At 71.7% G+C, this 15,750-nt stretch carries 14 protein-coding genes; 8 read left to right on the plus strand and 6 right to left on the minus strand.

Features of this window, described 5'->3' with window-relative positions; genetic code table 11:
• Positions 1 to 40: 40 nt before the first annotated feature.
• From SALPAC4_RS0108185 to SALPAC4_RS0108205, 5 genes are read right to left on the minus strand one after another with little or no spacing between them, the layout of a single operon-like run.
• Positions 41 to 733: an NUDIX hydrolase gene (locus SALPAC4_RS0108185; protein ID WP_019869903.1), complete on the minus strand. Its 693-nt coding sequence runs from the start codon at positions 731 to 733 to the stop codon at positions 41 to 43.
• A gap of 43 nt (positions 734 to 776) precedes the next feature.
• Positions 777 to 1,388 (minus strand): TlpA family protein disulfide reductase, encoded by a 612-nt coding sequence (locus tag SALPAC4_RS0108190; protein ID WP_019869904.1) that lies wholly within the window; start codon positions 1,386 to 1,388, stop codon positions 777 to 779.
• Positions 1,385 to 2,197: an endonuclease III gene (gene nth, locus SALPAC4_RS0108195; RefSeq protein ID WP_027644300.1), complete on the minus strand. Its 813-nt coding sequence runs from the start codon at positions 2,195 to 2,197 to the stop codon at positions 1,385 to 1,387. The genes SALPAC4_RS0108190 and nth overlap by 4 nt, the downstream gene beginning before the upstream one ends.
• Positions 2,198 to 2,227: 30 nt before the next feature.
• Positions 2,228 to 3,367: a CapA family protein gene (locus tag SALPAC4_RS0108200; RefSeq protein ID WP_019869906.1), complete on the minus strand. Its 1,140-nt coding sequence runs from the start codon at positions 3,365 to 3,367 to the stop codon at positions 2,228 to 2,230.
• A gap of 57 nt (positions 3,368 to 3,424) precedes the next feature.
• Positions 3,425 to 4,150, minus strand: coding sequence for an adenosylcobinamide amidohydrolase (locus tag SALPAC4_RS0108205; RefSeq protein ID WP_019869907.1), 726 nt, complete (start codon positions 4,148 to 4,150; stop codon positions 3,425 to 3,427).
• Positions 4,151 to 4,366: 216 nt separating this feature from the next.
• Here SALPAC4_RS0108205 and SALPAC4_RS0108210 point away from each other — a divergent pair, with 216 nt between their 5' ends.
• The 8 genes from SALPAC4_RS0108210 to SALPAC4_RS0108245 all read left to right on the plus strand — a co-directional run bounded on the left by SALPAC4_RS0108210 (position 4,367) and on the right by SALPAC4_RS0108245 (position 14,323).
• Positions 4,367 to 5,044, plus strand: coding sequence for a Crp/Fnr family transcriptional regulator (locus SALPAC4_RS0108210; RefSeq protein WP_018222205.1), 678 nt, complete (start codon positions 4,367 to 4,369; stop codon positions 5,042 to 5,044).
• A gap of 136 nt (positions 5,045 to 5,180) precedes the next feature.
• Positions 5,181 to 5,786 carry a TetR/AcrR family transcriptional regulator gene (locus SALPAC4_RS0108215; protein ID WP_018745178.1) on the plus strand — a complete coding sequence of 202 codons (606 nt, stop codon included), beginning with the start codon at positions 5,181 to 5,183 and terminating at the stop codon, positions 5,784 to 5,786.
• A 37-nt stretch (positions 5,787 to 5,823) separates the two neighbouring features.
• The gene (locus tag SALPAC4_RS0108220) at positions 5,824 to 6,633 is read left to right on the plus strand and encodes a TIGR03084 family metal-binding protein (RefSeq protein ID WP_019869908.1); all 810 of its coding nucleotides are present in this window, start codon (positions 5,824 to 5,826) and stop codon (positions 6,631 to 6,633) included.
• Positions 6,630 to 8,342, plus strand: a complete 1,713-nt coding sequence (locus SALPAC4_RS0108225; protein WP_019869909.1) for an acyclic terpene utilization AtuA family protein — start codon at positions 6,630 to 6,632, stop codon at positions 8,340 to 8,342. Before SALPAC4_RS0108220 ends, SALPAC4_RS0108225 begins: the two co-directional genes overlap by 4 nt.
• On the plus strand, positions 8,339 to 9,511 hold the full coding sequence (locus SALPAC4_RS0108230) for an acyl-CoA dehydrogenase family protein (protein ID WP_019869910.1): 1,173 nt from the start codon (positions 8,339 to 8,341) through the stop codon (positions 9,509 to 9,511). The genes SALPAC4_RS0108225 and SALPAC4_RS0108230 overlap by 4 nt, the downstream gene beginning before the upstream one ends.
• Positions 9,508 to 11,109, plus strand: coding sequence for an acyl-CoA carboxylase subunit beta (locus SALPAC4_RS0108235; protein ID WP_019869911.1), 1,602 nt, complete (start codon positions 9,508 to 9,510; stop codon positions 11,107 to 11,109). Before SALPAC4_RS0108230 ends, SALPAC4_RS0108235 begins: the two co-directional genes overlap by 4 nt.
• Positions 11,110 to 11,168: 59 nt before the next feature.
• On the plus strand, positions 11,169 to 13,163 hold the full coding sequence (locus SALPAC4_RS0108240) for an acetyl/propionyl/methylcrotonyl-CoA carboxylase subunit alpha (RefSeq protein ID WP_019869912.1): 1,995 nt from the start codon (positions 11,169 to 11,171) through the stop codon (positions 13,161 to 13,163).
• Positions 13,160 to 14,323, plus strand: coding sequence for an acyl-CoA dehydrogenase family protein (locus SALPAC4_RS0108245; protein WP_018731370.1), 1,164 nt, complete (start codon positions 13,160 to 13,162; stop codon positions 14,321 to 14,323). The genes SALPAC4_RS0108240 and SALPAC4_RS0108245 overlap by 4 nt, the downstream gene beginning before the upstream one ends.
• A gap of 89 nt (positions 14,324 to 14,412) precedes the next feature.
• Here the strand turns inward: SALPAC4_RS0108245 and SALPAC4_RS0108250 are convergent, their stop codons facing one another.
• Positions 14,413 to 15,528 carry a S1 family peptidase gene (locus tag SALPAC4_RS0108250; RefSeq protein WP_027644302.1) on the minus strand — a complete coding sequence of 372 codons (1,116 nt, stop codon included), beginning with the start codon at positions 15,526 to 15,528 and terminating at the stop codon, positions 14,413 to 14,415.
• Between the last annotated feature and the right edge of the window lie 222 nt (positions 15,529 to 15,750).

Genomic DNA, 15,750 nt, shown 5'->3' on the forward strand with positions numbered 1-15,750 from the left:
CCCACGGGACGGCTGCTGCCGCTACGCAAAGTCACGGGAGTCAGCGCAAAGCGCCCTCGTCCGCCTCATCAGTCCCGGCGGAGGGCGCCGGATCGGCGCCCACCGGGGGAAGGTCCAGCACTGGCCCCGGGCGCCACGGGCGGGCCCAGCCCCCCATGTCGAGCAAGGCGGAGAGCACCCCCGCGGTGAACCCCCACACCAGCATGCCGCGGGCGGAGAAGGCTGGGCCGATCCAGCCACTCGGGTGGCGTACGCGCAGCCGGTTCTCCGGGTCAACCAGTTCGGTGATCGGCATCCGGGCCACCTGTGCCACCTCGGCTGGCTCCCGGGGGTGCACCGGGTGGGGGGCGTGCCACCAGCCGAGCACCGGGGTCACCACGAAGTCGCTGACCGGAATCCACAGCTTCGGCAGTTCGGCGAGGACGGTGACGGTTCCCGGGTCGAGGTCAACCTCCTCGTTCGCCTCGCGGAGCGCGGTCGAAGAGGCGTCCGTGTCCTCCGGGTCGGCGGCACCACCGGGAAAGGCCGGCTGCCCCGCGTGATTGCGTAGGGTAGCGGCTCGCTGCAGGATCAGCACGTCCGGGCCGGTGCCGGGTGCCTCGCCGAGCAGTACCAGCACGGCGCTTTCCCGCCCACCGCTTTCCGGGGTGGCCAGCCGGGTGAAGTCCTCCGTCCGAGCACTGCCCAGCCGGGTCAGCAGCGGATCGAGCCAGGACGGCGGCTGCCGGCTCATCCCGGCACCCCCGCACCCGGGTAGCGGGCGAGGTCCGGGCGGCTCATTCCGGCACCGCCACGCCCAGGTGCACCCGGACCAGCTCGGCGAGGCGGGCGTCGTCGAGCGCCCCGGAGACATCGACGTGCCGGATCCGGCTGTTCGCGTCAACGAGGACGGTCATCGGGATGGCCTTACGTCCCAACGCCCGTTGCAGCGCCTCGCCCTGGTCGATCAGGCTGGGGAAGCGGACTCCGAAGTCCTCACCGATCGACTGGGCGCCGCTGCGGGTATCCCGCATGTTCACCCCGACGACCGTCAGCTGCCCTTCGGCCTGCTCGCTGAGCCGCTGGAACGCGGGCAGCTCGGCCCGGCAGGGGGCACACCACGAGGCCCACAGGTTGATCACGGCTGGGCCCTGGATCTGGTGCAGATCGACCGGAGCACCACCGGTGAAGCAGGGCAGCGTCAGCTCCGGCAGGGGCGTGCCACCGGGGGCCGGAGTGGCGGGTGGGGCGCTGGGCTGGTCGGTAGTCAGGCCGGAGCAGTCCGCGAACGGGGAGGGCCGGTTCTGCGCCACCTCATCCCGGGTGCTGGCCTGCTCCGGCCCGGCGTCGGTGCAGCCGGCCACCGCCAGCAACGCCGGGACGAGCAGGGCTACCAGCCGCTTCCTCACGGCGCCTCCACCGCCTGGTCCGGGGCCGGCACCAGCTCCGGATCAACGCCGGCGGCCACTGCAAGCTCCCGGGCCCGGGGGCCCTTGAGCAGCCGCGCGGCCACCGCCGGATCGGTCGGCCCGGTCCCGTAGGACGGGCAGAGCTTGGTCAGGGTGCAGGCGCCGCACGCCGGCTTTCGGGCCGCGCAGACCCGGCGCCCGTGGAAGATGATCCGGTGCGACAGCATCGTCCAGTCGCGCTTCGGATAGAGCGCCCCGATCGCGTGCTCGATCTTGACCGGGTCGGTCTCGGTGGTCAGCCCCCACCGCCGTACGAGTCGGTTGAAGTGCGTGTCGACGGTGATTCCCGGCACGTCGAACGCGTTGCCGAGGATGACGTTCGCCGTCTTGCGGCCGATTCCGGGCAGGGACACCAGGTCGGTCAGCTTCCCGGGAACCTGGCCGTCGTGTCGTTCGACCAGCCCCTGGCCCAGCCGGATCAGGGAATCTGCCTTGTTGCGGTAGAAACCGGTGGAGCGGATCAGCTCCTCCAGCTCGGTCCGGTCGGCGCCGGCGTAGTCGGCCGCCTGCGGGTAGCGGGCGAACAACTTCGGGGTGACCTCGTTGACCCGCTTGTCCGTGCACTGGGCGGAGAGGATAGTCGCGACGGCCAGCTCCAACGGATTGGAGTGGTCGAGTTCGCAGTGCGCGTCCGGGTGGGTCTCGGCCAGCACCCGCCCGATCCGCCGGGCGCGGCGCGTCCGAGCGAGGTCGGTCTCCCTGAGACTGATGGTCACGCCGGCCAGCCTACGTCGCCGGCCACCGGTCACCGCTGCGTGCCCGTGTCGTGGGCTCGACCGTCACGGCAGGCTAATCTTCCCCTGGTCATCGAAGACCGCACCGGTATCCGGGAAGTCCGCGGCACTGAGCTCGCGCACCAGCCCCAGGCCCCGGCCGTCCGGGTCCACCGTCGGCAGCCCCGACTCGTCCATCCGCGTCGAGGCGAACGACCCACCGTCCCAGGTGCCGTCGGGCTGCAACGACACCTTGAGCACGCCGCCCCAGCCAAGCCGGCCGCTGCGGTTGAGCGTGTTCCCACCGCCGGCGAAGTTGCCCAGGCTGTACGCGATCAGCCGGCCCTGGTAGAACTCCATGCCGCGGAGGACGTGTGGGCCGTGCCCGACGATCAGATCCGCGCCAGCGTCGATCATGGCCTTGGCGAACCGGACCGGGTCGCCCCGGTTTTCTCCCAGGTACTGCTCGGTGCCCGGTTTGACCTGGGTCTTGTCGGCTCCCTCCGCACCCATGTGCACCTGCACCACCACCAGATCCGCCTGCTCAGCGGCCTTGGCGACGACCTGTTCCCCCGCCGGGATGTCGGTCAGCGGGTTCGACCACGCGTACGACGAGAAGCCAACCACCGCCACCTGGACGCCGCGCACGTCCACGACGGTGATCTGGTCCGGCGCGCCCGTGTGCGCCAGTTCGTACTGCTCAAGCGCCTGTCGGGTGTTCTCGAGGCCCTTCGAGCCGAAGTCGTTTCCGTGGTTGTTGGCCAGGTTGAGCAGGCCGAATCCGCCGTCGCGCAGGTGCGCCGCGTACTCCGGTGGGGCCCGGAACTGATAACAGTTGGTGGAGTCCGCGCCGCACTTGCCGGTCCCGGTGTCGACCGTGAGCGGCTCCTCCAGGTTGCCCATCACCAGGTCGGCGGCGAGTTCCGGGCGCACCTCGTCGAAGAAGCCCTCCCCGTCGTTGGGGGGCAGCCGGTCCGGGGCGTTGCCCAGAATGATGTCACCGGTGGCGGTGAGGGAGACTGTCGCCGCCACGGTGGGGGACGCGGAGGGGGCGGCAGTGCCGGGCTGCCACGCCCCGCCGGACCCGCCCGTATCGGGGCCGGCCGTACTGCAGCCGGCGACGACCAGCACGGCGAGCAGCGCGCCGGCCGACCGGAGTCGACGCAGACGGTCCGCGAACGTGAATTTCCTGAGGTGGGCGCGCATCGCCGCGACCTTACCGGGCCCTCGCCCGGCCGACGAGGCCTAATCTGGCGAGATCACTCAACCGGACGGCCGCTGCGACCAGGGCACCAACGGGCGGGTGCCCCCAGCCAGGACCGCCCGGTGCACCGCCCGGGCCAGCGGTGCGCCCCAGGTGGAGCGGGGACCACCGTACGGCGCCTCGGGCCCTTTAGTCGGGCAGCAGACAACGACCGCGTCCGTCGGGGTGCCGGTGCCGGGCACTCCCAGCTCGGCGATGGCCTGCGCCTTCGCCTCGGTGGCGGTCGCCACGGCGTTGATCAGCGCGGCGGGACCCAGCCGGGCCGGCACGTACACCACGGTGTTGACGGTGCCGACCGGATGACCACCTGCGCCGGGCCCGGCCACGGCCGGGACGCGCTCGGGCCCGGCCTCGGGTGGGACGCGCTCGGGCCCGGCCTCGGGTGGGGCGGCGGCCCAGATCGGCACGCCGAGCCCGACGGTCGCCCAGACCCGTACTCCGGTGTCGGTTCGGGTCACCACCTCCGCGACGTCCACCCCGGTCAGCAGCCCCACTCCAGGGCCGTCGAGGCCGAACCCCGCGGCCAGTTCGGCCAGGTGGGAGACGGGGTCGTCCCGGTCGTACGACATCGGGACGGTCGCGTTGAGCACCCAGCTCCGTACGCCCAGCCCGCCGCCGAGCGCCGCTGAACTCGCGCTGAGTAACGGCCGCTCGGCCCGCCAGACCAGCACCGGAAGGTCCCGCCCGTCCTCACGACGGGTGCACAGCGACGGTTCGTTCAGCACGGGGCGACCCTACGGCCCGTTCCTGCGCCCGGCACACCTCACCTGGTGCGGCGGGGTACCGTAACGTTGACGACGGCCGGCAGGTTACGCCCAACGATCACGTTTCCCGGGGTGCACCTCGGAATATCCGCGCACGTGCGCCTAGACTGACCGAGCGCGAGGGAGAAGCGGACGGCGGACCCGCCGACGGACGGCACGCGCAGGCGGAGGTGCGCGATGGACGAGGTACTGGCCCGGAGTGGGATCTTCCAGGGGGTCGACCCGGAGGCTGCCGAGGCGTTGGCCAAGGAGATGGAGACGATCGAGGTCCGCAAGGGCGATGTCGTCTTCAACGAGGGCGAGCCCGGTGACAGCCTGTACATCCTCCTCTCCGGCAAAATCAAGGTCGGACGTCGGGCGGCCGACGGGCGACAGAACCTGATCGCGGTCATGGGCCCGTCGGACATGGTCGGTGAGCTGTCGCTCTTTGACCCGGGGCCCCGGACGGCGACGGCGACGGCGGTAACCGACACCCGCCTGGTGCGGCTCCGTAAGCAGGCGCTGCGCCCCTGGCTGAACAACCGGCCCGAGATCGCCGAGCAGTTGCTGCGGGTGCTCGCCCGTCGGCTGCGCCGGACCAACGACTCACTGGCCGACCTGATCTTCACTGACGTGCCCGGTCGGGTCGCGAAGAACCTGCTCCAGCTGGCGGGGCGCTTCGGCACCCGGGACGGCGGCGTACTGCGGGTGACCCATGACCTGACCCAGGAGGAGATCGCCCAGCTCGTGGGCGCCTCCCGGGAGACGGTCAACAAGGCCCTTGCCGACTTCGCCTCGCGGGGCTGGCTGCGCCTGGACGGCAAGAGCATCATCATCCTGGACCCGGAGCGCCTGGCTCGCCGCGCCCGCGTCTGATCGCCCCGCCCACCCGCGGGTCTGGAATCCACGGGGGTGTTACCGCTGTAACGGCGGCCGGTTCGCCGGCCGCCGTTTTTGCTCGCCCAAAAAAATCAGGCTTGACTGTTTGTTTTGGGAACGGCACGCTGAGGCCGTGTCCGGAACATCGACCCGCGTCCCCCAACAGGAACGTAGCCGCGCCACCCAGGCCCGACTACTTGAGGCCACTGTGGCGTGCCTGGTCGAGCATGGCTGGTCCGGCACCACGACGACCGTGATAGCGACCCGGGCCGGAGTGTCCCGGGGCGCCCAACTGCACCACTACCCCACCAAGGCGGCCCTGGTCACCGCCGCGGTCGCGCATCTCGCCGAGCGGCGCGCGGAGGAGCTGCGCGTCGAGGCGAAGGCCCTGCCCGCCGGCCCACAGCGGTTGGACCGGGTGGTGGACCTGCTCGCCGCGGCCTTCACCGGACCGCTCTTCATCGCCGCCCTCGAGCTGTGGGTCGCCGCCCGCACCGACCGCGAACTACGGGCGGCGCTGGTGCCGCTGGAGGCCCGACTCGGCCGGGAGATGCACCGACTGACCGTCGCCCTGCTCGAGGTTGACGAGCGCCAACCCGGCGTACGGGAGGCGGTGCAGGCCACCCTCGACCTGCTCCGCGGCCTCGGCGTGGCGAACCTGCTCAACGACGACTCCGCCCGGCGCACCACACTGCTCACCGCCTGGAAACGCCAACTCACCGAGCTCCTCGCCCCCTGACCCGTCCCGCACCACCGCCGACTCCCCCGGAGGCACCATGGTCAACCTGACGGACCTGCTGACCGATCTGGCCGCCGAGTCAGCCGAACTGGACGCGCTCGTGGCGCCGCTGTCGACCGCCGAGTGGGCCCGCGCCACGCCCGCACCCGGTTGGACGATCGGCCACCAGATCGCGCACCTGGCCTGGACCGATCACGCCGCGCAGCTCGCCGCGACGGACGCCGACGCGTTCTACGCCTCCGTCGCCACCGCAGCCGACCCGACCCGGCTGGTGGACGCGGGCGCGGAAGAGTTCCTCGCCCCGGCGGCCGAGCTGCTGCCCCGCTGGCGCTCCGGCCGGGCGGCGCTGGCCAGCGCCCTCGCGGCCACCCCGACTGGCGAGAAGCTCCCCTGGTACGGCACCAGGATGTCCCCCGCGTCGATGGCCACCGCACGGATCATGGAGACCTGGGCACACGGCGCGGACGTGGCCGACGCGCTCGGGATCACCCGGCCGGCCACGGCACGGCTGCGGCACATCGCGCACCTCGGCTTCCGGACGCTGCCGCACTCCTTCGCCGCACACGGTCACCCGCTGCCGACCGCACCGGTCCGAATCGAACTGACCGCACCACCCACCAGCGCCGACACCGCCGGCGCGACCTGGGCCTACGGTCCCGCGGACGCCGCCAACCGGGTCACCGGACCGGCACTGGACTTCTGCCTGCTGGTGACCCAGCGCCGGCACCGCGCCGATCTCACCCTCACCGCGACCGGTCCGGTCGCCGAGGCCTGGCTGGACGTGGCCCAGGCCTTCGCCGGCCCACCCGGCGCAGGCCGGACGCCACAAGCGCAGGCCACGGCGTGAGCGCCGGCACCGCCGACAGCACGCATACCCCGCTGCGGGTCGGCAACGCCTCCGGCTTCTACGGCGACCGCTTCTCCGCCTGGCAGGAGATGCTCGCCGGGGGTGACCTGGACGTGCTCACCGGGGACTACCTCGCCGAGCTGACCATGCTCATTCTGGGTAGAGACCGGATGCGGGACCCCGACCTCGGCTATGCGCGGACCTTCCTGCGGCAACTCGAGGGGACCCTCGGCACCGCGCGGGAACGCGGCGTCCGGATCGTCACCAACGCCGGCGGGCTGAACCCCGCCGGGCTGGCCACCGCCGTCCGCTCCCTCGCCCAACGGCTCGGGCTCGACCTCAAGGTCGGATACGTCGAGGGCGACTCCCTCTCCCGGCCGAACGCGCTGACCGCGAACGCGTACCTCGGGGCGTTCGGGATCGCCGCCGCGCTCGACGCCGGCGCCGACGTGGTGATCACCGGGCGGGTCACCGACGCCTCCCTGGTGGTCGGGCCGGCGATCGCCCGGTTCGGCTGGGACCACGACGACCTGGACGCCCTCGCCGGCGCGACCGTCGCCGGGCATCTCCTCGAATGCGGCGCGCAGGTGACCGGCGGCAACTTCAGCTTCTTCACCGAGCTGCCAGACGGTGGGCACCGGCCCGGCTTCCCCCTCGCCGAATTACACGCCGACGGCTCGGCGGTGCTCACGAAGCACCCGGGCACCGGGGGCGCGGTCACCATCGAGACGGTCACCGCCCAGCTCCTGTACGAGGTGGGCGCGCCGGCCTACCTCGGGCCGGACGTCGTCACCCACCTGGACTCGGTGCGCCTCACCAAGGACGGGCCGGACCGGGTTCGGGTCTCCGGGGTTCGGGGGACGCCACCACCGGAGACGCTCAAGGTCGGCGTCAACAACCTCGGCGGCTTCCGTAACTCGATGACCTTCGTACTCTGCGGGCTGGACATCCCGGCCAAGGCGGCCCTGGTCCGCGGGCAACTCGAGGAGACGGTCGGCAAGGAGGGGCTGGAGTTCGTCCTCGCCCGCACCGATCACCCCGACACCGCGGACACCGAGGCGGCGAGCGCCCTGCTCCACGTCCACCTGCGGGACGGGGACAAGGCGCGGGCCGGGCGGGCCTTCTCGGCCGCGGCGGTGGAGCTGGCCCTGGCCTCGTACCCGGGTTGCACCCTGACCACGCTGCCCGGCGACGCGACACCGTACGGGGTCTTCACCGCCGACACGGTCGCGCAGGACGGCGTCGAGCACGTGGCGGTCCTGCCCGACGGCACCCGCGTACCGATTCCCCCGCCGCCGCGGACGCAGCCGGCCCCGCCCGCGCCGGGGACGCCGGTGCCGAGCGAGGGCCCCGCCGCGTACCCAACCCGACGCCGGCCCCTCGGAGAGCTGGTGGGGGCGCGGTCCGGGGACAAGGGGGGCGACGCCAACCTGGGGGTCTGGGCGCGAACCGACGCGAGCTGGGAGTGGCTGCGGGGGTGGCTGACCGTGGACCGCCTCGCCGAGTTGCTGCCGGAGACCGCCCCGCTGACCGTCGAGCGGTACGAGTTACCGAACCTGCGGGCGGTCAACTTCATGATCCGAGGACTGCTCGGGCCGGGGGTGGCGGCCACGACCCGCTTCGATCCGCAGGCGAAGGCGCTGGGGGAGCTACTCCGCTCCCGCATGGTTCAGGTTCCGGCCGAGTTGATCCCGGAGGGGGCATCATGACGATCCTCGACACCCCGGAACGTCGGCAGCTCCGTGAGCTGACCCGGGCGTTCATGGACAAAGAGGTGCTACCACACTTCGATGACTGGGAGCGGGCCGGCGAGGTCCCCCGAGAGCTACACGCCACGGCCGCCAAGATCGGTCTGCTCGGCATCGGCTTCCCCGAGGAGGTCGGTGGCAGCGGCGGCGACCTGCTCGACTCGGTCGTCGTCACCGAGGAGATCATCCGGTCCGGCGGCTCCTCCGGGCTGGTGGCGGCGCTCTTCACGCACGGCATCGCCCTGCCGCACCTGGTGGCCGCCAGCGACTACGCCGGGGCGGGAACCGCGTCGGACGACGGCACCGACCTGATCGCGCGCTTCGTTCGACCAACCCTCGCCGGGTCGATGATCGGGGCGCTGGCGGTCACCGAGCCGGGGGGCGGCTCGGACGTGGCCGGGCTGCGCACGACGGCCCGCCGGGACGGTGACCACTACCTGGTGAACGGGGCCAAGGCGTACATCACCAGCGGGCACCGGGCCGACTTCGTGACCACCGCGGTACGCACCGGCGGGCCGGGTGCGGAGGGCGTCTCCCTACTGGTGATCGAGAAGGGCACGCCGGGCTTCACCGTCGGCCGACGGATGGAGAAGCTCGGCTGGCACTGCTCGGACACCGCCGAGCTCTCCTTCGCCGATGTCCGGGTGCCGGTGACGAATCTGGTCGGCGCGGAGAACACCGGCTTCCTCGCCATCATGCAGAACTTCGCCGCCGAGCGGGTCTCCCTGGCCACTCAGGCGTACGCGACGGCGCAGCGCTGCGTGGAGCTGACCCTGGGCTGGTGCCGGGACCGGGAGACCTTCGGCCGCCCGCTGGCGAGCCGGCAGCTCGTCCGGCACCGGCTGGCCGAGATGCACACCCGCGCCGAGTCGGCCCGCGCCCACGTGCTCGACGTGGCGGCCCGGGTCGCCGCCGGGGAGATGGTGATGACCGAGGTGGCGATGGCCAAGAACACCGCCGTCGCCGCCTGCGCCGAGGTGGTCGACGCGGCGTTGCAGCTGCACGGCGGCTTCGGCTACCTGCGCGACTCCGAGGTGGAGCGGCACTACCGCGATCAGCGCATCCTCGGCATCGGCGGCGGTGCCACCGAGATCATGAACGAGATCATCGCGAAGGGCATGGGGCTGTGACCACACTCGACAGCGTGATCGATCCGGCTGCGGCGACCTTCCGGGAGAACCGGGAGGCCCTGCTGGCCCGGTTGACCGAACTGGACTCCGCGCTGGACCAGGCGCGCGACGGTGGCGGCGAGAAGTACCGCGCCCGGCAGCACAAGCGCGGCAAACTGCTGGCCCGGGAGCGCATCGAGCTGCTACTCGATCGGGACGCCCCGTTCCTGGAGCTGTCACCGGTCGCCGCGTACGGCACGGACTTCCCGGTCGGCGCCAGCGTGGTCACCGGCATCGGCCCGGTCGAGGGTGTCGAGTGCATGATCATTGCCAGTGATCCGACGGTACGCGGCGGCGCGGTCAACCCGTGGTCGCTGGCGAAGAGCCGGCGGGCCGGGGAGATCGCCCTGGCCAACCGGCTACCGATGATCAACCTGGTCGAGTCGGCCGGGGCGGACCTCCCCACCCAGGCGGAGATCTTCATCCCGGGTGGGCGGGTGTTCCGCGACCTGACCCGGCTCTCGGCGGAGCGGATCCCCACGGTCAGCGTGGTCTTCGGCAACGCCACGGCCGGCGGCGCGTACGTGCCGGGCATGTCCGATCACGTGATCATGATTCGGGACCGGTCGCAGGTCTACCTGGCCGGTCCGCCGCTGGTGAAGATGGCCACCGGCGAGGACGCCGACGACGAGTCGCTGGGCGGCGCGGCCATGCACGCCACCACCTCCGGGCTGGCCGACTACCTGGCCGAGGACGAACGGGACGGCATCCGGCTGGCCCGGCAGTGCGTACGGCGGCTCAACTGGCGCAAGACGGGACCCGCGCCCCGTACGGCCGACCCCCGGCCACCCCGGTACGACCCGGAGGAGCTGCTCGGCATCGCCAGCGCCGACCTGAAGGTGCCGTTCGACCCACGCGAGATCATCGCCCGGGTACTGGACGGCAGCGAGTTCGACGAGTTCAAGCCGACCTACGGCACCGCGCTGGTCACCGGCTGGGGCGAGCTGCACGGCTACCCGGTCGGGGTGCTCGCCAACGCCCGGGGGGTGCTGTTCAACGCGGAGGCGCAGAAGGCGGCTCAGTTCATCCAGCTCGCCAACGCCGCCGACACCCCGTTGATCTTCCTCCAGAACACCACCGGCTACATGGTCGGCACCGAGTACGAACAGCGCGGCATCATCAAACACGGCGCCCTAATGATCAATGCGGTGTCAAACTCGACGGTGCCGCACCTGACGGTGAACCTCGGTGCCTCCTACGGCGCCGGCAACTACGGCATGTGCGGCCGGGCGTACGAGCCGAGGTTCCTGTTCACCTGGCCAAACGCGAAGTCGGCGGTGATGGGCCCGGCCCAGCTCGCCGGGGTGCTCTCCATCGTCGCCCGGCAGGCCGCCGCCGCGAGGGGCCGGGAGTACGACGAGGAATCCGACGCCGCCATGCGGACGATGGTCGAGCAGCAGATCGAGTCCCAGTCCGGGGCGCTCTTCCTCTCCGGTCGGCTCTACGACGACGGCGTCATCGACCCGCGGGACACCCGTACCGTCCTCGGGCTCTGCCTGTCGGCGATCCACACCGCACCGGTGCGGGGCGCCGAAGGCTTCGGCGTCTTCCGAATGTGACAGCCACACAGCACAGTCAGGCCCGGTCCGTAGTCGCGAACGAAGGAGACGCAGCGCGGATGATCAGCAGACTTCTGGTCGCCAACCGGGGCGAGATCGCCCGCCGGATCTTCACCACCTGCCGGGCACTCGGGATCGAGACGGTCGCCGTGCACTCCGACGCGGACGCCGATGCGCCCTTCGTCGCCGAGGCCGACCACGCCGTCCGGCTGCCCGGGAACACGCCCGCCGAGACATACCTGCGGATCGACCTCGTCCTGGCCGCGGCCCGGCGGGCCGGCGCCGACGCCGTCCATCCGGGCTACGGCTTCCTGGCCGAGAACGCCGAGTTCGCCACGGCGGTCACCGACGCCGGGCTGGCCTGGGTCGGGCCACCGGCCAAGGCGATCGCCGCGATGGGGGACAAGCTGGCGGCGAAGACGCTGCTCGCCGAGGCCGGCGTCCCCATGCTGCCCAGCTGGACCGACGCCGACCAGGTCAACGGCTTCCCGGTGCTGGTGAAGGCCGCCGCCGGAGGTGGTGGGCGGGGCATGCGGGTGGTCCACGCCGCCGACGGTCTCGCCGACGCCATCGCCAGCGCCCGCCGCGAGGCGGCCTCCGCGTTCGGCGACGGCACCGTCTTCATCGAGCGGTACGTCGAACGTGGCCGGCACGTCGAGGTGCAGATCCTGGGCGACCAGTTCGGGACGGTGGTGGCCCTGGGGGCGCGGGACTGCTCGATCCAACGCCGACATCAGAAGATCGTCGAGGAGGCGCCGGGCGTACTCGCGCCCGAGGTGCGCCAGCGGCTCCACGCGGCGGCGGTGGCCGCCGGCCGGGCGGTCGACTACCTCGGTGCGGGCACCGTCGAGTTCCTGCTCGCCTCGGACGGGGAGATCTACTTCCTGGAGATGAACACCCGCCTGCAGGTGGAGCATCCGGTGACCGAGCTGACCACCGGCCTGGACCTGGTCCGCCTGCAGCTCCTCGTCGCCGAGGGCAACCCGCTGCCGATCGACACGACCCCACCGGCCACCGGGCACGCGATCGAGGTACGCCTCTGCGCTGAGGAGCCCGCCCACGGGTACCGGCCAGCGACGGGCACCCTGCACCGGTTCACGGTCCCCGGGGTGTCGGCCGAGTTCGGGCCGTTGACCGGGACCGGGCTGCGGCTGGACTCCGGCGTCACGGACGGCTCAGTGGTGGGCGTCCACTACGACTCGATGCTCGCGAAGGTGATGGCCTGGGCACCCACCCGGGGCGAGGCCGCCCGCGCGCTGGCCGGCGCGCTGGCCCGGGCCGAGCTGCACGGGGTCGCCACCAATCGGGATCAGCTGGTCCGCATCCTGCGCAGCCCGGAGTTCACCGCCGTCGACCTCGACACCGGCTTCCTGGACCGGCATCCCGAGGTGCTCGCGCCGCTGGTCTCCGCCGGGGAGCTGCCCGTGGTCGCGGTGGCGGCGGCGCTCGCCTCGGCCGCCGACCGGCGGGCCGCCGCCCCGGTGTTGGCCGGGTTCCCCTCCGGTTGGCGAAACGTGCCCGCCTTCGCGCAGGTCACCCGCTACGCCAGCGCCGACGGCGACGAGATCGAGGTGCGCTACCGCCTGGACCGCCGCGGCGCGCTCGTCGAGTGGACGGTGGAGGGCGGCGCCGCCGCGGACGCGGCGCCGGCCCTCACCCTGGTCGAGGCGCAGCCGGACCGGGTGGTGCTGGAGGTCGCCGGGGTACGCCGGACCTACCGCGTACACCGGGTGGGCGCGGAGGTCTTCGTGGACGGCCCGGACGGGGCGGTGCGCCTGGCCGAGCTGCCCCGCTTCCCGCTACCCGGCGCGGAGCTGGCGGCCGGGTCGCTGCTCGCGCCGCTGCCCGGCACGGTGACCCGGGTGCAGGTCGAGCTCGGCCAGCGGGTCGCCGCCGGTGACCTGCTGCTGACCCTGGAAGCGATGAAGCTGGAACACCCCGTGCTCGCCCCCACGGACGGCGTCGTCGCCGAGCTACCGGTGTCCACCGGCGGCCAGGTCGAGACCGGCGCCGTGCTGGCCGTGGTCAACCCCGACGAGGAGGCACAGTCATGAACTTCGACCCCACCCCCGAGCAGGAGCAGCTCCGCGACGCCGTACGGGCGCTGGGCAAGCAGTACGGCCACCGGTACTTCGTCGAGAAGGCCAAGGCCGGCGAGCGCACCACCGAACTGTGGAACGAGGCCGGCGGGTTGGGCTACCTCGGCGTGAACATCCCGACCGAGTACGGCGGCGGGGGCGGCGGCATCACCGAACTCGCCATCGTCTGCGAGGAGTTGGCCGCCTCCGGTTGCCCGCTGCTGCTGCTGGTGGTCTCTCCCGCCATCGTCGCGACGATCATCACCCGGCACGGCACCGAGGAGCAGCGCAAACGCCACCTTCCCGGCATCGCCGACGGCTCCCAGCGGATCGCCTTCGCGATCACCGAGCCGGAGGCCGGGTCGAACTTCCACCGGCTCGGCACGGTGGCCCGTCGGGACGGCGACGACTGGTTGATCTCCGGCCGCAAGTGCTACATCTCCGGCGTCGACCAGGCGGGGCACGTACTGGTGGTGGCGCGGTCCGAGGACGCCACGACCGGCAAACTGAAGCCGGCGCTGTTCCTCGTACCGACGGATGCGGCGGGGTTGACCTACTCCAAGCTGGACATGGAGATCCTCTCCCCGGAGGACCAGTTCCTGCTCTACCTCGACGACGTACGGGTGCCGGCGGAGGCGTTGGTCGGCGAGTCCCTGGACGCCGGCCTGCCGGCGCTCTTCGCCGGGCTGAACCCGGAGCGGATCACGATCGGCGCGATGAGTGTCGGCTCCGGCCGGTACGCGCTCGAACGCGCCTCGGAGTACACGGCGACCCGGAAGGTGTGGGGTGGCCGGTCGATCGGCTCCCACCAGGGGGTGTCGCATCCCCTGGCGCACGCGGCGGTGCAGGTGGAGTTGGCCCGGCTGATGGTCCAGAAGGCGGCGGTGCTCTACGACGCCGGGCGGGACCTGGAGGCGGGGGTCGCCGGCAACATGGCCAAGTACGCCTCCGGGGACGCGGCGGCGCTGGCCGTGGACACGGCGATCCAGGCCCACGGCGGGGCCGGCATGACCACCGAGTACGGGGTGGCGACGTTGCTCGGGGCTTCCCGGGCCGGGCGGATCGCCCCGGTCACCCGGGAGATGATCCTGAACTTCGTGGCCCAGCACGTCCTCGGCCAGGAGAAGTCGTACTGACCTCGGGCCCCGCTCTGCGGTGACCAGGTCGATCCCGCGAGGGGAGCGGGCCGCCAGGTGTTCTGGCGGCCCGCTCCCCGTTACGACGCTCAGTAGAACTCCACGCCGTACTCGTCGAGCACCTCTCCGATCGGCTGGTAGAAGGACCAACTGGTGGTCGGGAACAGGCACAGCGGGACGCCACCGGAGGTCATGCCGAGTGCGGTGTTGCCGGCGAAGAGCGGGCCACCGCTGTCGCCCTTCTGGCTGCAGATGTCCGTGCCGATCAGGCCTTCCACCACATCGTCCTCGCCGTCTTCGCCTCGGTAGACGGCGGTGGCGTTCACCTGGGTCACCTCGCCGCTGAGCAGCCCAGAGGTGCTGCCGTACTGCTCAACCGACTCGCCCACGTGGGCTTCTCTGTGGCCGTGGATGGGCCGAACAGCACCATCACCAAGGGTGACCATGCTCCAGTCCTGCGCCTCGCTCCCGGTCCAGATGAGGCCGTAGTCGTCTCCTGGGAAGCTACTGTCGAGGTCGAGACCCAGCAGATTCTTGTCGGGATCGGAGGGGTCCGGGAGGTCCGTGTACCACTTGGCCAAGCTTCCGTCGGTGCAGTGCCCGGCAGTGACGGAGAAGAAGGCGGACCGGTCCGAATTGGTGACGTTGAATCCTAGACTGCACCTGAAGTCGGAGCTGTAAATCGCCTCCCCGCCCAGCGCCAGGGCGCTCAGATCACCGTTCATGGCCTCCAGCCGGAGCGCGCCATCGGCATCGTCGACCACGTCCTGGAGCGTCTCGAGCTCTTCGTCGGTGACAGTCGTGTCGTAACCGAGCGCGACCTGGTTGGCGACGGGGTCCACCCACCAGGAGGTGCCCGGGATGCTCATCGCCTTCAGCGTGCCCCGGAGGTCGCGGAGCTGTTTCGCATCCCGGTTGACCCGCTTCGCTTTCAGACCCTGATCGCTGACCTGCTGGGCCGCCGCGTCGTCGGTGACCGTGACGACAAACGCGCCGTCATCGTCGAGGTACATCCCGGGGGCCTTGTCGCCGAGGAGGTCGACCAAATATTCAGCGACCGCCGGAGACGGGGCGGGTGCGGAGGCGTCGGGAGAGGGGGGCGCGGGGGCGGCCTGAGTGGGCGTGCCCAGCAGCACGCCGGCGGCCAGAGTTCCGGCCGCTGCAGCGGCGGCGACCCGCTTGCGCGAGGAGCTTGAGGGCTTCACGGAGTGAACCTCCCAAAAACGGCAGAGGGGGATGGGTGAGGAACTTCCTCCCTAGACGGTTCAACCACCTGAAACCATCTAGGTCGACTCATGCTTGCGCATAGATGAATATTCCTCAACCCCCATCTCATCTGATAGCGGTCGACCTGTCCAAATTCGCCCTACACCTGGGCGAACAGCTGGCAGTGGGGTCCGGCGTGGTGGCTGCTCGCCACCGAGGGG

This window comes from Salinispora oceanensis (genome assembly GCF_000383575.1).
Classification (GTDB): Bacteria; Actinomycetota; Actinomycetes; order Mycobacteriales; family Micromonosporaceae; genus Micromonospora; species Micromonospora oceanensis.